The organism is Curtobacterium sp. A7_M15 (assembly GCF_030705415.1).
Lineage (GTDB): Bacteria > Actinomycetota > Actinomycetes > Actinomycetales > Microbacteriaceae > Curtobacterium.
On the sequence record NZ_JAUZED010000032.1, the window covers coordinates 1 to 14,377 of the forward strand.

Genomic DNA, 14,377 nt, shown 5'->3' on the forward strand with positions numbered 1-14,377 from the left:
CGGGAGGCGCGGTGCGGGCTGGCACCGCGCCTCCCGTCCGCCGGTCGGTCACCGTGGGACGCGCGCCGCCGCGTCGGGCAGGGTCGGGAACGACGCGTGCGGCTCCGACTGGTACCAGTACGCGACGGTGCTGACGTCGTCCGAGCGCTCGAACAGGCCGTGGTCCCATGTGCCGATCTGCTGGACCGTGACACGCAGGTCCTCCTCGAACCAGATCGGGTCGGGCAGGTGCCACCGGTAGAGCGCGTGCATCGGCGCGACCGCGTGGATGAACTCCGAGGCCCCCGTGGTGTCACGGCTGCTGCAGAAGGGGTAGCCGAAGTACGGCGCGCTGAAGGTCAGCGGGATCGGCTCCGGGGACGCTCGGAGCTCGTCCTGGAACGCCCATGCTCCGCCGGCGTAGTCCTCGAGGCCGGTGCTGCACAGCGAGGGCAGGTCGCCGTCACCGTCGATGAAGAACTTCACCTCGCCCTCGCCCCACCAGAACCGGCTGAGGGACGCGAGGGCCACGTAGGTGCCGACGTACCGGCCGCGGCCGCGCACACCGTCGAGGATCACGTGGTCCTCGCCGAGCGCGGTGGAGGCGTTCGAGCGCCGCCACTGGGCGTGGAAGTAGGGCGTGTCCTCGGCGATGTCGTCCCCGGTGGTCAGGTCGACCTGGAAGAAGACGTGCTCGAGGTCGGCTCCGTGCTCGCTCGTGAGGGAGAGGCGGGCGTGCTTCCGGAACGGCATCGGGAAGTAGCTGTTCATCCCGCCGGTCGGGGCGACGGTGATCGGCTCGCTCGTGACGAGTGCGCGGGTGGCGAAGCCGTTGCAGAAGAAGTCCCCGAGCGGGACCTCGACCGAGGGTTCCTCCTCGTCGTCCCAGTACGCGCGGAGCACGAGGTCGCGGAGGACGAACGGACCCGCCTCGGTGCGGTCCGTCACCGTGATCCAGATGTGCCGGACGACACCCGGGCCGTCGATGTCGAGCAGGTCGAGCGTGCCGCCGGCGGGCAGCTGCCCCCAGGCGCTGCCCTTCCGGCCGGGGCCGAGGGCGGAGGACGCGGACGCGGCGACCCCGAACGCCCCGGTGGGGTTCTCGGCGTTGACGGTCCTGGATCGCACGCCGGCGGGCGGGGCGAGTTCGGTGAGGGCGGGGAGCACGGGGCCTCCTGGGTTCGGTGCGGGGTCGGGGTGAGCGGTGTCGTTCACTTGACCGAGCCAGCGGTGACACCGCGGCTCAGGGTTCGCTGGAAGACGAGGAAGAACACCAGCGTCGGGAGCAGGGACAGCAGCGAGCCCGCGTTCAGCGCCGTCAGGTCGATGCTGTTCTGGCCCTGCAGGGTCGCCAGGGCGATCGGGATCGTCTGCGCGGACTGGTCGCTCAGCAGGACGAGGGGGATGTAGAACTCGTTCCAGGTCCAGACGAAGAAGAACACGACGAGGACGCTCAGCGTCGGTCGGAGCACCGGGAAGACCACGGACCAGAGGATCCGGAACCGTCCGGCGCCGTCGAGCGCGGCCGCCTCGAGCAGCGACTGCGGGATGGTGCTCATCACGCTCGAGAGCAGGTAGGTGCCGAAGGCCGCCTGCAGCACCGTGAACACGATGACGACGCTCCAGATCGTGTTGAACAGCCCGGTCGCCTGCGCTCCGTAGAAGAGCGGGTAGATGAGCGACTCCTGCGGCAGCATCGTGGCGAGCAGGAACACGGCGAGCAGCCACGTCCGGCCCCGGACGCGACCGATGCCGAGCGCGTACGAGGTGACGAGGGCGAGTGCGGTGCCGAGGACCGCGACGAGTCCGGAGATGACGATCGAGTTGACGAGTGCCCGCGGGTAGTCGACGAGCGCCAGGTACTGCTGGAACGCCTCCGTGCTGAGGTGCGTCGGCAGCGCGAGGGGGCCGTGCGCCGAGTAGTCGGCCCCGGTCTTGAACGCGTTCAGGACGAGCAGCAGCAGGGGCGCGAGCATGAGCAGCGCGAACGCCACGGCGACGGCGAGCACGATCCACCGTGTGACGCCGCGGCGCTTCCGACGCGGAGCCTCGAGGCGAGGTGCGGCTGTCGGGGTGGTGGTCTCGGTGACGACGGCGCTCATCAGGCGTCCTTCCCTTCGGCGTCGCGACGCTGCAGCCACATGAGGACCCCGGCGATCACGAAGATGACGACCGACATCACCGTGGCGATGGCGGATCCGTACCCGACCTTCGACAGCTCGAAGAAGTTCCGGTACGAGTAGTACGACGGCACGACCGTGGAGCCCTCCGGGCCCCCGCCGGTGAGGATCAGGATCGGCGCGAACACCTTGAGCGCCCCGACCGTCGCGGTGATCACGACGACGAAGACCTCGGGACGGATCTGCGGCAGCGTGATCGCCGTGAAGCGTCGCCACCAGCCGGCGCCGTCGAGCGACGCGGCCTCGTAGAGCTCGGGGTCGACCCGCTGCAGGGCGGCCATGAACACCACGACCGGGTACCCGATCTGCAGCCACACGAGCACGAGCATCACCGCGTAGATCGCGATGTCCGGGTTGCCCAACCAGTCCGGCGGACTCGTGTCGCCGACCGCCGCGAGCACGCTGTTCAGCAGTCCGTTCTGCGTCGCGAGCACCCAGCTCCACACGAAACCGGCGACCGCGATCGGCAGGATCTGCGGCAGGTAGTACAGGGCGCGGAGCGTGGCCGCGACCTTCGGGCCGAACTCGCGGCCGAGGTGGTCGAACAGCATCGCGGCGAGGACGAGGCCGATGAGCGTCGGTACCACGACGATGCCGACGATCATGAAGACCGAGTTCTTGAAGGCCAGCCAGAACTGGGCGTCGCCGAGCAGGTCGACGTAGTTGCCGAGGCCGTACCAGCGCATCGGGGCGAGGCCGCCCTTCCACTGGAACAGGCTGTACCAGATGTTCATCCCGAAGGGGACGAGCACGATGGCGAGGGTCCCGATGAACATCGGGACGAGGTACCACCAGTACGAGTGCTGACGGTGGCTACGGGATCTGGTGCGTCCGGTCCGCGCGGCGGTGGGCGCGCGTCGGACGCTCGGGGTGGTCGCGGTCATGACGTCTCCTGCGCCTCAGCCCTGGTCGACGGTCTTCTTGCCGTCGTCGTAGAAGGCCTGCAGCTTGTCGAGGTACTGGTCGGCGGTCTCGTTGCCGTTGGACATCGCCGACATGTTGTTCTGGATGAAGTCGAGGAAGCCGGGCACCGGGTAGTCCGGGTAGAAGCTCAGGGAGTCGTCCTGCACGGTCTTGTCGAAGCCCTCGGTGTACGCCTTGGTGACGGGGTCGGAGATCGTGTCGGTGTCACCCGCCAGCGGCAACCCGCCGAGCTCGCCCATCCGGTCCTGCACCTTCGCGCTCAGCGTGGTGTTGATCCAGTCGTAGGCGAGGTCCTTGTGCGCGGATTTGGTGGGGACGCCCCAGAGGTGCCCGCTCGAGCCCATCTGGAGGTTCGCGCCGGGCAGGGTGAACGATCCCCAGTCGAAGGACGCGTCCTTCTTGACCCGGGGGAAGATGCTCTGGTTCCACGGGACCATGGCGGCCTTGCCGCTCAGGAAGTTGACCGTCGCCTGCTCGTAGCTGAGGCCGCCGAGGTCCTTGCCCACGTACCCCTTGTCGATCCAGTCCTGGAACTCCTCGGTGCCCTGCTTCCACGGCCCCTTGGTGAAGTCGGTCTTCCCCTTGAGGAACATGAAGTCGTCGATCTGCTTCCGGTTGGCGTGGGCGGAGACGAGCGAGTACCAGATCCACATCTGGTTGAAGCCCTGGTTGACCGCCGACGACGAGGAGATCGGCGTGGTGCCGGCAGCCTTGAGCTTCGCGAGCGCGTCGGTGAACTCGGCCATCGTGCGCGGCTCCGACGTGATCCCGGCCTGCTGGAACTGCTCCTTGTTGTAGTAGAAGGTGACGTACTCGCCCACGTTCGGGATGCCGTACCAGCTGCCGCTCCCGGCCTTGCCCTGGTCGTCGTACTTCGCGAACGACTGCATGCCGCCGGTGATCTTCTCGTCCCAGCCGTACTTCGCCACGGGCTCGTCGAGCGGCTCGAGGAGTCCCTGGCTGGCGAGCTGCCCGCCGTCGGCGTTGCCCTTGTTGAACTCGACGACGTCGGGCACGGAGTTGCCCCCGAGCACGAGCTTGGCGTTCTTGCGGAACCCGTCGAAGCTCGTGGTCTGGAACTTGACCGTGATGTCGGGGTGCTTCTTCTTGAAGATGTCGAGCGCGAGCTGCCAGCCCTGGCCCTGCGCGGTCGTCTTGTCCTCGTACTGGAGGATCGTGAAGGTCTTGTCGCCGCCGGATCCCGCGGTGCTGCAGCCGGTGAGGGCGGCTGCAGCGAGCGCGATGGTGGTGACGGCGACGGCCCGGAGGGTCGCTCGGCGTGTGGAACGGAACATGGTGCAGCTCCTTCGCTGGTTCGGTGGCGGGCGCACGCGGGCGCACTCGACCACCGCGACGTGCCCGTGCACGTCGCGTTCGGGTGGGGTGGGAAGGTGGGGCTCGGGTCAGGGCGGGTCGCGCGGTGGCGCCACCGACCCCCTGACGACGATCGGGCAGTGCATCCGGCAGCCGACCGGGTCCGGTCGGCTGCCCGTGGGCTGGGCGATCTGCGCGAGGATGCGCTCGACCGCCCAGTCGCCCATCGCACGGTGCGGGAGCTGCACGGTGGTGAGCCCCGGGTCGAGTGCCTCGGCGACGAACTCCTGGTTGTCGAAGCCGACGATGGAGAGGTCGGTGGGGATCGCGAGGTCGAGCGACCGGGCCACCTGGTAGAAGCCCATCGCGATCTGGTCGCCGAAGCAGAAGACGGCGGTCGGCCGCGCGCTGACGGGCCGCTCGAGGAGTGCCCGCGCGGGGGTGATGCCGTCGGCGGTCGCCGCGTCGACGGCGGTGACGACCAGATCGGGGTCGAAGGGGATCCCCGCCGCGGCGAGGGCGCGGCGGTACCCCTTCGTGCGGAGGTCGTCGGCGATCGGGTACGCGCTGACCGTGCAGAACCCGATGCGGCGGTGTCCGGCCTCGACGAGGTGCGTCACCGCGTCGAACGCGCCACGCTCCTCGTCCGGTACGACGAAGTCGGCGCTCCGCTCGTCGCCGTCCGGGCGTCCGTCGAGCAGGACCACCGGCGTCGTCATCGGGACCTGCGGCCGCTCGACCGTGCGGTGGTACGTCGCCGCGACGATCAGGCCGTCGACGTTGCGCTGCAGGAGCGACTGCACCGCCGGCGTCTGCAGGTCCTCGTTCCCGCCGGTGTCGACGAGCATGAGCACGTACCCGTGACGCCAGGCGGCCTCCTGCGCCCCGGCGAGCATCGCGCTCGAGAAGGGGACCGTCGCGACGCGGTCCGAGACCAGGCCGATGGTCTGCGTCTGCTTCGACTTGAGCGAGCGGGCGAGCTGGTTCGGGACGTACCCGAACGTGCGGGCGAGTTCCCGGATGCGGCCCGCCGTGTCGACGTTCACCCGACCGGCGTCGCGGTCGTTCAGGACGAGCGACACCGACGACACGGACACGCCCAGCTGGGCGGCGATGTCCTTCATCGTCAGCACGGCTCGCTCCTTCGCGTCGATCGATCGACGTGGTCCGTCAATCGATTGATGTGACGGTAGGAGCGTCAAACGCGTTGACGCAAAACCCCGAACCGGATCGGGACGAAATGCGTTGATGAACGTCGGACCGATGGCACACAACCGCTTCCGGAGAGGCGATCGTACGCGTTCGACGGTTTCCGTCGTGTGTCGAAACCGTGCACGAAAACGTGCACGCGCCGTCCCTTGTTCCGCACGCTTCCGCGCACCGACACTGTGGTCAGAACCTCCGCTCCCGTCGCCCGATGCCCGGTGAGCGCTCTCCCTGTCGATCTGAACGAGCAAGGACGACCAGACATGGCGATACGACCAGTTCCCGCGCAACGGGACCGCATGACGGGGTACGTGTACATCGCGATCGCCGTCAGCACCCTCGGCGGCCTCATCTTCGGCTACGACATCGGCATCTCCGGCGGCGCCGGCGGCTTCGTCGCGGGCGACCTCCACCTCGGCTCCTTCCTCGAGGGCGCCGTGGTGAGCGGCTCGACCCTCGGCGGCGCGATCGGTGCGCTCGCCGGCGGCCCGCTGGCCGACCGGTTCGGACGCCGGTGGACGCTCCTGCTGTCCGGCGTGCTCTTCAGCCTCGGCGCACTGGTGTCGGCGGTGGCACCCGACCTCGCGGTGCTCCTCGTCGGCCGCGTGGTGGTCGGGCTCGGCGTCGGTGCCGCGTTCGTGCTGATGCCGGTGTACATCGCAGAACTCGCCCCGTCGCGGATCCGGGGCGCGCTCGTCGCCGGGTTCCAACTGCTCACGACGCTCGGCATCCTCGTCGGCTACGGCATCAACGCCGCGCTCGCCGACTCGCAGGCGTGGCGCTGGTCACTCGGCCTCGCCGCCGTCCCGGGCATCCTCCTCGCGCTCGGGGTCCTGCTCATCCCCGAGTCGCCGCGGTGGCTCGTCGTGCAGGGTCGCGGGGACGCTGCGCTGCGAGTGCTCCGGCGGATCCGCGGGCGGGACGACGTCTCCCGCGAGATCGACGAGATCGAGGCCGTGAACCGTGAGGACGCATCGGCCCACCGCGGTCGATGGCGGGACCTGCTCCGCGGCTGGGTCCGACCGATGGTCGTCGTCGGGATCCTCGTCGCGTTCTTCGCGAACGGGTGCGGCATCAACCTCATCGTGTACTTCGCGCCGCAGATCCTGCAGTCCGTCGGGATGGGGTCGTCGGCATCCCTGCTCGCCACCGTCGGCCTCGGCGTGGTCAACGTGGTCTTCACCGCGGTCGGGATGGCGCTCGTCGACCGGGTCGGCCGCCGTCCGATGCTGCTCGTCGGCGCGATCGGCATGACGGTGTCCCTCGGCGCCCTCGCCCTGCTGCTCGCGTTCCCGGTGAACGGCAGCACGGCCGCGCTGTCGCTCGTCTGCCTCGCGGTGTACATCGTGGTCTACGCCGTGAGTCCGGGGCTCGTGGCCTACGTCGTCATCTCCGAGATCTTCCCCCTGCACGTGCGGGCGAAGGCGACGGCCGCGGCGACCTTCGTGATCTTCGCCACCAACCTGGTCATCGGGGTGTTCTCGCTGCCACTCCTCGACTCGATCGGTGCACCGGCGACGCTGTCGATCTTCGGTGTCGTGTGCCTGGTGTTCGTGGTCTTCTGCTTCCGGATGCCGGAGACGAAGGGGCGCACGCTCGAGGAGCTCGAGGAGCACTTCCGCACCGGCTCTGCTCGACCTGCCGAGGACGACCGCCGCCGGGTGGTCGCGTGACTACGATCGAGGTACCTGTCCACCACGCCTGGGGGTCCTCGATGCCGCAGACACCGGCCGAGCGGCGACAGGCGATCCTCGACCAGGTGCGGGACAGCGGCTACGTCCGAGCGGTGGACCTCACGACCGCGCTCCACGTCGACTCGTCCACGATCCGTCGGGACATGGAACGGCTGGAGCGGGCAGGGCTCATCCGGCGGATGCACGGTGGTGCGCTCCCGGCCGACCCGGCGGACACGATCGACACCCCGTACGAGGTGCGCCGATCGCAGCACCTCGCGGAGAAGACCGCGATCGGTACCGCAGCCGCAGCTCTCGTCGAGGACGGGCAGACGCTCCTGATCGACAACGGCTCGACGGCCTACCAGGTCGCCGCAGCGCTCGGTGACCACCGCGGACTGACCGTGGTGACGAACGACCTCATGGTCGCGATGTGCCTCCGGAACCAGGGTGTCCACCAGGTGCACGTCACCGGTGGGCTGCTGCTCGACACCGTCTTCACGCTCGTCGGTCCGACCGCCACACGGGCGGTCGAGGACCTGCACGTCGACTGGGCCTTCCTCGGCGCCGAGGGCGTCGACGTCGAAGCCGGCGTCACCAACATCAACGTGGTCGAGATCCCGTTGAAGCAGGCGATGATCGCGGCCGCACGGCAGGTCGCCGTCGTGGCCGACAGCTCGAAGCTCGGCCGTCGTTCGCTCGCCACGGTGTGCCCGCTCGACGACATCGACCTGGTCATCACCGACGACGGTCTCGACCCCGACGAACGCGCCGCGTACGGGCCGGCGCTGCACTGCGTCCCCGTCGCCCGCTGACCCGCGTACCGCCCGTCCGCGCCGCGCTGCCAAACGCACCGGCCTCTCCATCTCCACCCGTCCCAGAACCAACGAGGGAACCACCATGTCCAACGAGACCTCCTCCTACATCGACGACATCCGCGAGCAGCCGGCCGCGCTCCGACGCCAGGCCGACGCGCCGCTGCCCGCGGCGCTCGCCGCCGTCGACCTGAGTGGCCACGACCGGATCGTCCTGACCGGGATGGGCTCGTCCGACTACGCGGCCGTGCCGATCGAGCGCGCGCTCGCTGCGCGGGGCCTCCCGGTCGTGCGCATCGACGCCGGCCAGCTCCTCGACGTGCCGGACCGCGTCACCGACCGGACGCTCGTCTGGGCGACGTCCCAGTCCGGCCGGAGCGGCGAGGTCGCCGCGCTCGCGGACGCGCTGACCGGAGCGCGCAAGCCGGCACTCACGATCGCGACGACCGACGACACGTCGAGCCCGCTGGCCGCGATGGCCGACATCGTCCTCGAGCTGCACAGCGGTCCGGAGGCGACCGTCAGCACCAAGAGCTACCTCAACACGCTCGCCGCCCAGCAGCGCGCCCTCACCGTCATGACCGGCGGCTCCCTCGGCGCCGTCGACGAGGACGTCCGTCGCACCGCGGACGACGTCGCCCGGCTGCTCGACGCCTGGCCGGACACGGACGCGTTCGCAGCGGAGGCCTGGAACGCGCCGCGCTCGCGGTTCGCGTACATCGGCATCGGTGACGACGCCGCCACCGCACTCACCGGTGCCCTCATCACCAAGGAATCGGCGAAGGTCCCCGTCGAGGGTTTCGTGGGCGGTGCGTTCCGACACGGCCCCTACGAACTCGCCGGTCCCGGACTCACCGCGGTGCTCTTCGGCCCGGGCAACTCGGATGACCCCTTCCTGCCGGGCCTCGCCCGGGACCTCGTCGCCTCGGGCGCCACGGTCCGCACCGTCGGTCCGACCGCGTACGACGGAACGGAGCTCCTCGCCACGCCGCAGGGCGGGAGTGCGCTCGCCCGACTCGCGGTCGGGTCGGTCCGGACGCAGCTGCTCACCCTCGGGTTCGCCGCCGCAACCGGCGAGGTCCCCGGACGGTTCCGCTTCGGCCAGAAGGTGACGGCGGCCCTGTGAGCGGCACGTCGGACTGCCGGGTGGGCGTCGACCTCGGCGGGACCGGTTCCCGCGCGATCGCCGTCGTCGACGGCTCGGTCGTCGCGGCCGTCGACGCCCCGAGTGCAGAACTCGGCGCCGGGTCCGAGGCGGAGCGGACCGAGCGGCTCGCCCGACTGATCACGGACGTCGTGCCCGCCGGGTCCAGCCTCACCGGGGTCGGCATCGGCGCGAGCGGCCCGGTGGACACCGACGCCGGCGTGATCCACAACGCGGCCACCCTGCCCTGGTTCACCGGGTTCCCGGTCGTCGACCGTCTCCGAGAACGCTTGGGGGTCCCGGTCGGCATCGACAACGACGCGGTGGCCGCAGCGCTCGGCGAGCACCGCGTCGGCGCCGGGACCGAATCCGACCGGCTGCTCATGCTGACGCTCGGCACCGGCGTTGGTGTCGCGATGCTGGTCGACGGCCGACCGGTCCGAGGCGCGGACGGCGCACACCCCGAAGGCGGGCACATCCCGATCAGCAGCGATCCGGAGCGGTGCTACTGCGGGCTCACGGGCTGTTTCGAGCAGGCGGCGTCCCGGACCACGCTGCAGCGGCGACTCGGCGCTGCGATGGGCGGCGCCGCGGCAGGCCGCGGACTGATCGCCGAGGCCATGACGCTGGCTCCCGTGGACGAGCGGGTGGCGGCGGTGTTCCACGAGTACGGCGCGGCCGTCGGGCGGGGGCTCGCCGCACTGCACACGCTGTGGCAGCCGCGGGTGACCGTGATCGGCGGGAGTGCGGCGGTGTGCTTCCCGCTCATCCGGGACGACCTCTACCGGACGCTCGGCCGTTCGGAGGACTACACCGTCGAGGTCGAACTCCGGCCCGCGGTCCTCGGCGACAACGCGGGCGCGATCGGGGCGGCCGTCGCGATCGCGCCGGATCGGCGAGGCTGACGGGGCGGTCGCTACGACCGCCCGTGACGGTCGGACCACCGGACTGGAGGCGCGGTGCCGGACGCCAGCCGCGCCTCCCGTCCGGTGGGTGGCAACGCCGGTCCGCGCGCGCCGTACGGGCGCAGAGTGGAGGCATGCCCGCTCCCGCCGTTCCGCCCCCGACCGTGCGCCTGCTCGGCGAGCCCTGGGGTGACACGTCTCGCCGCGGCCGCTCGTACGCGAAGGACCCGTCCGTCGTGCGGTTCGGCGGCCGGTACCTGCTGTACTGCTCGCTCCCGTCGGCGAGCGACGACGAGCCGCAGGGTTGGTCGGTCGGCGTCGCCGAGAGCGACGACCTCGTCTCGTGGCGGACCGTGGCCGTGCTGCCGTCGTTCGGGGAGTACGACCGCAGCGGTGCGGCCGCGCCGGGTGCCGTGGTGATCGACGGTCGCGTGCACCTGTTCTTCCAGACCTACGGCCGCGGCCGCGAGGACTCGATCTGCCACGCGGTCAGCGACGACGGGCTCACGTTCACCCCGAACCCGGAGAACCCGGTGTTCCGGCCGACGGGGGAGTGGACCTGCGGGCGGGCGATCGACGCGGACGTGGTCGTGGCCGGGGACTGGTTGCTGCTCGGGTGGGTGACGCGCGACCCGACGATGACGACGCAGCTGCTGGGCACGGCACGCGCACCGCTCGGGAGTGCGTACGGCCGTGCGGACTGGGAGCAGTTGTCCGTCGACGGTCCCGCGTTGGCCCCGGAGTTGCCCTGGGAGGAGGAGTGCATCGAGGCGCCGGCGCTCCGGTGGGACGGCGAGACGTTCACGGTCTTCTACGCGGGCGCGTACAACAACCGACCGCAGCAGATCGGTTGGGCGACGAGCCCCGACGGTCGGAGGTGGACGCGCGGCTCCGACCAGCCACTCGTGCCGGCGGGGCCCGAGGGGACGTGGAACCGGTCCGAGTCGGGCCACCCGGGGTACTTCCGCGACGACGACGGGCGGGAGTACCTGTTCTTCCAGGGCAACCCGGACGACGGGCACACGTGGCGCATCGGCGCGACCGAGCTGACGTTCGTCGACGGCGTGCCGCGCGTGCGGCTGGAACCCCGGGACTGACGGGCGCGCGTCAGTCGGCGCGGATCACCGCACGGCAGCTCCGCAGGAAGGAGGCGGCGAGCATCTCCTCGCCGTCGAGGTACCCCGCCACCATGGCGCCGTCCCGCAGCAGCATCAGGTCGGCGGAGACCCCCGCCGGGTCCGGCAGGTGCAGCGGCTCGATGATCCGCCCGAAGGTCTCCTTGCACCAGGCCCGGTGCTGGTCGACCGTCCTCCGCACGGCGCTCTCGGGATCGGGGTACTCGGCCGAGGCGTTGATGAACGGACAGCCGCGGAACCCCGGCTCGCACGCCATGCCGCCCAGCGCGCCGGCGATCAGCTCGAACGCCCGGTCAGGGTCGCCGTCGGCGTGTTCGACGGCTGCGCCGATCCCCTCGCGCTCCTGCTGGGCACGTCGCTCCAGGTGCGCCACGACGAGGTCGTCCTTGCTCTTGAAGTGCCGGTAGAACGTCACCTTCGTCGTGCCCGCCCGCTCGATCACGCGGTCGACGCTCACGGCGCGCAGGCCCTCTGCGTAGAACAGCTCGGTCGCCGCCTCGATGAGCCGCTCGCGCATGGACACCTTCATCGCACCGATCATATTCGCTCCCGCCCTCGCTCTTGCGCTTCCCAGGATGGCCCCCTACGGTCGGTATAGTGACTAGTCACTCTACTTGTCACCTCAGTGCCCGGCAAGGTCCGCGCGGCGCTGTCGACACCACCACGCGAAAGGCTCTCCATGTCCTCCACCACCGCCTCCCGTCCGGCGGGGATCGCGGCGACGCTGCGCACCCTGTACTTCGTCCGGTTCGCGTTCCAGCTCGTCTGGGCGATCGCCCTGATCGCCACCGCCTCCGCCGGGCTCGGCCCGGTGAACGTCACCCTGCTGCTGCTCTACCCGCTGTTCGACGTGGTCGCCGCGGTCATCGACCACCGCGCTTCCCGTGCCACGGGACCGGCACCGTTGTTGTACGTCAACATGGCGCTCAGCCTCCTCACCGCGATCGGCCTCGGCTTCGCGGTCGCCTCGGGAGTCCCCGCGGTCATGGTCGTCTGGGGCCTCTGGGCCGTCACCGCGGGAGCGGTGCAGTTGATCGTCGCGATCCTGCGTCGTCGCCTCGGCGGGCAGTGGCCGATGATCCTCAGCGGCGGCATCTCCGTGCTGGCCGGTGCGAGCTTCATCTTCGGCGCCACGAACGCGACGTCCGTCGCGGGGATCGGCGGCTACGCGATCCTCGGAGCGGTCTTCTTCCTCGTGTCGGCCGTCCGGTTGCAGCGCGCCGCGAAGGCGGAACGAGCATGAGCGGGGACCAGTACGACGTCGTCGTCATCGGCGCCGGCCCCGTCGGCGAGAACGTCGCCGACGGCGCCGTGAAGGGCGGCCTCAGCGTCGCGATCGTCGAGTCGGAACTGGTCGGCGGTGAGTGCTCCTACTGGGCCTGCATGCCGACGAAGGCGCTCCTGCGCGACGTCTCCGCGCTCCGCGCCGTGCAGCACCTTCCCGCCGCCGCCGCCGCGGTCACCGGCACCCTCGACCCGGCCGCCGTCCTCGCCCGCCGGGACCGGTTCGCCTCGAACTGGGACGACGCGGGACAGGTCTCCTGGCTCGAGAGCGCCGGCGTCGACCTGGTCCGCGGCCACGGCCGCCTCACGGGGACCCGGTCCGTGTCGGTCACTGCCGCGGACGGGACCGTGCAGGAACTCACCGCACGGCACGCGGTCGTCGTCGCGACCGGGACGAGCGCCGCTGTCCCCCCGATCCCCGGTCTCGCCGATGCTCAGCCATGGACCAGCCGCGAAGCCGTCGCTGCTGATCACGTCCCCGACCGTCTGGCGATCATCGGCGGGGGAGTGGTCGGCACCGAGATGGCGACCGCCTACAGCGCCCTCGGCTCCGACGTCACCTTCATCGTCCGCGACGGCGTCCTGCCGAACGTGGAACCGTACGCGTCCCAGCTCGTCATCGTGTCGCTCGAAGCAGCCGGCGTCCGCGTCATGCTCGGCGCGTCGCCCGCACAGGTGCGCCGCGACCTCGGTGGCACGGTGCACGTCACGCTCGAGGACGGCGAGACGATCGACGCCGACGAGGTCCTCATCGCCACCGGTCGGAAGCCCAACACCGGCGACCTCGGACTCGAGACCGTCGGACTCGCGCCGGGAGCGTGGCTCGCGGTCGACGAGACGCTCCGGGTGACCGGTGCCGACGGCGCGGCGCTCGGCGACGGCTGGCTCTACGCCGCCGGTGACGTGAACCGCCGCGTGCTCCTGACGCACCAGGGCAAGTACCAGGCCCGCGCGGTCGGCGAGGTCGTCGTCGCCCGCGCGACCGGAGCACCCGTCGACGACGCCCCCTGGGGTCGTCACGTGGCCACCGCCGACCACAGTGCTGTTCCGCAGGTCGTCTTCAGCAGCCCGGAGGTCGTCTCCGTCGGGCACACGGTCGCCAGCGCGGCCGCCGCCGGCCTGACGGTGCGGGTCGCCGAGTACGACCTCGGCGCGGTCGCCGGTGCCGCCCTGCACGCCGACGGCTACACCGGACGGGCGAGCCTCCTCGTCGACGACGAGCGCGACGTCGTCGTCGGCTTCACCGCGGTCGGGTCGGACACCACCGAGCTCGTGCACGCGGCGACCATCGCGATCACCGGCGAGGTGCCGATCGACCGCCTCTGGCACGCGGTGCCCGCCTACCCCACCATCAGCGAGGTCTGGCTCCGCCTCCTCGAGACCCTCGGTCGCTGACCACCACCCCCTCACGAACGGACGACACCATGCCCACGAAGATCACCCTCGTCATCGACAACCCCGACGACCCGACGGCGTTCGAACCGACCTACGCGCAGATCGACAGCACCGCCCGACAGCTGCCCGGGCTCCGCCGTGCCGAGTCGGCGAAGGTCTGGCCGAAGGAGGACGGGACCCCGACTCCCGCCTACCGCACCCTCGACCTGTACTTCGACAGCTACGAGGACGCCTCGGCAGCCGTGACCACCGAGACAGCCCAGGACCTCTTCGGCCGCCTGATCGGTTCCGGTGTCCCGTTCACGGGGCTCTTCTCCGACATCGAACCGGAGTAGGACGGGCCGATCCCGGTCGTCCTGTCCACGGGGACGGGCCCTGGCGCACGCCAGGGCCCGTCCCCGTGTCAGGCTTGTCGGGCTCCC

The 14,377-nt window shown here is 70.8% G+C and carries 14 protein-coding genes; 8 read left to right on the plus strand and 6 right to left on the minus strand.

Annotated features, from left to right (window positions below; all coding sequences use genetic code 11):
* Positions 1-48: 48 nt before the first annotated feature.
* The 5 genes from Q7F20_RS08050 to Q7F20_RS08070 all read right to left on the minus strand — a co-directional run bounded on the left by Q7F20_RS08050 (position 49) and on the right by Q7F20_RS08070 (position 5,521).
* On the minus strand, positions 49-1,194 hold the full coding sequence (locus Q7F20_RS08050; protein ID WP_305739591.1) for a glycoside hydrolase family 172 protein: 1,146 nt from the start codon (positions 1,192-1,194) through the stop codon (positions 49-51).
* Complete coding sequence (locus Q7F20_RS08055; protein ID WP_305739592.1) at positions 1,191-2,081, minus strand: carbohydrate ABC transporter permease; 891 nt, start codon at positions 2,079-2,081, stop codon at positions 1,191-1,193. The genes Q7F20_RS08050 and Q7F20_RS08055 overlap by 4 nt, the downstream gene beginning before the upstream one ends.
* Positions 2,081-2,935, minus strand: coding sequence for a carbohydrate ABC transporter permease (locus tag Q7F20_RS08060; RefSeq protein WP_370871640.1), 855 nt, complete (start codon positions 2,933-2,935; stop codon positions 2,081-2,083). The genes Q7F20_RS08055 and Q7F20_RS08060 overlap by 1 nt, the downstream gene beginning before the upstream one ends.
* A 123-nt stretch (positions 2,936-3,058) precedes the next feature.
* Positions 3,059-4,378 carry an ABC transporter substrate-binding protein gene (locus tag Q7F20_RS08065; RefSeq protein WP_305739594.1) on the minus strand — a complete coding sequence of 440 codons (1,320 nt, stop codon included), beginning with the start codon at positions 4,376-4,378 and terminating at the stop codon, positions 3,059-3,061.
* Between the two features lie 108 nt (positions 4,379-4,486).
* Complete coding sequence (locus tag Q7F20_RS08070; protein WP_305739620.1) at positions 4,487-5,521, minus strand: LacI family DNA-binding transcriptional regulator; 1,035 nt, start codon at positions 5,519-5,521, stop codon at positions 4,487-4,489.
* 345 nt (positions 5,522-5,866) lie between these two features.
* On the opposite strand from Q7F20_RS08070, the gene Q7F20_RS08075 reads away from it, so the two are divergent.
* The 5 genes from Q7F20_RS08075 (at position 5,867) to Q7F20_RS08095 (ending at position 11,237) form a co-directional block, all read left to right on the plus strand.
* Entirely contained in the window at positions 5,867-7,276 is a 1,410-nt protein-coding gene (locus Q7F20_RS08075) for a sugar porter family MFS transporter (protein ID WP_305739595.1), read from the plus strand.
* Between the two features lie 41 nt (positions 7,277-7,317).
* A complete protein-coding gene (locus tag Q7F20_RS08080) occupies positions 7,318-8,091 on the plus strand; it encodes a DeoR/GlpR family DNA-binding transcription regulator (protein WP_305739596.1) in 774 nt (257 codons plus the stop codon).
* 85 nt (positions 8,092-8,176) lie between these two features.
* The gene (locus Q7F20_RS08085) at positions 8,177-9,217 is read left to right on the plus strand and encodes an SIS domain-containing protein (protein WP_305739597.1); all 1,041 of its coding nucleotides are present in this window, start codon (positions 8,177-8,179) and stop codon (positions 9,215-9,217) included.
* Positions 9,214-10,140, plus strand: coding sequence for an ROK family protein (locus Q7F20_RS08090; protein WP_305739598.1), 927 nt, complete (start codon positions 9,214-9,216; stop codon positions 10,138-10,140). Before Q7F20_RS08085 ends, Q7F20_RS08090 begins: the two co-directional genes overlap by 4 nt.
* 134 nt (positions 10,141-10,274) lie before the next feature.
* Positions 10,275-11,237, plus strand: a complete 963-nt coding sequence (locus Q7F20_RS08095) for a family 43 glycosylhydrolase (protein ID WP_305739599.1) — start codon at positions 10,275-10,277, stop codon at positions 11,235-11,237.
* Between the two features lie 10 nt (positions 11,238-11,247).
* Here the strand turns inward: Q7F20_RS08095 and Q7F20_RS08100 are convergent, their stop codons facing one another.
* Positions 11,248-11,805, minus strand: a complete 558-nt coding sequence (locus Q7F20_RS08100; protein ID WP_305739600.1) for a TetR/AcrR family transcriptional regulator — start codon at positions 11,803-11,805, stop codon at positions 11,248-11,250.
* A 150-nt stretch (positions 11,806-11,955) separates the two neighbouring features.
* Here Q7F20_RS08100 and Q7F20_RS08105 point away from each other — a divergent pair, with 150 nt between their 5' ends.
* The 3 genes from Q7F20_RS08105 to Q7F20_RS08115 are packed head-to-tail and all read left to right on the plus strand — an operon-like array spanning position 11,956 to position 14,290.
* Entirely contained in the window at positions 11,956-12,519 is a 564-nt protein-coding gene (locus Q7F20_RS08105; protein ID WP_305739601.1) for a hypothetical protein, read from the plus strand.
* Positions 12,516-13,955: an NAD(P)/FAD-dependent oxidoreductase gene (locus Q7F20_RS08110; protein WP_305739602.1), complete on the plus strand. Its 1,440-nt coding sequence runs from the start codon at positions 12,516-12,518 to the stop codon at positions 13,953-13,955. Before Q7F20_RS08105 ends, Q7F20_RS08110 begins: the two co-directional genes overlap by 4 nt.
* A gap of 29 nt (positions 13,956-13,984) precedes the next feature.
* Positions 13,985-14,290 (plus strand): EthD family reductase, encoded by a 306-nt coding sequence (locus Q7F20_RS08115; protein ID WP_305739603.1) that lies wholly within the window; start codon positions 13,985-13,987, stop codon positions 14,288-14,290.
* Positions 14,291-14,377 lie beyond the last annotated feature (87 nt).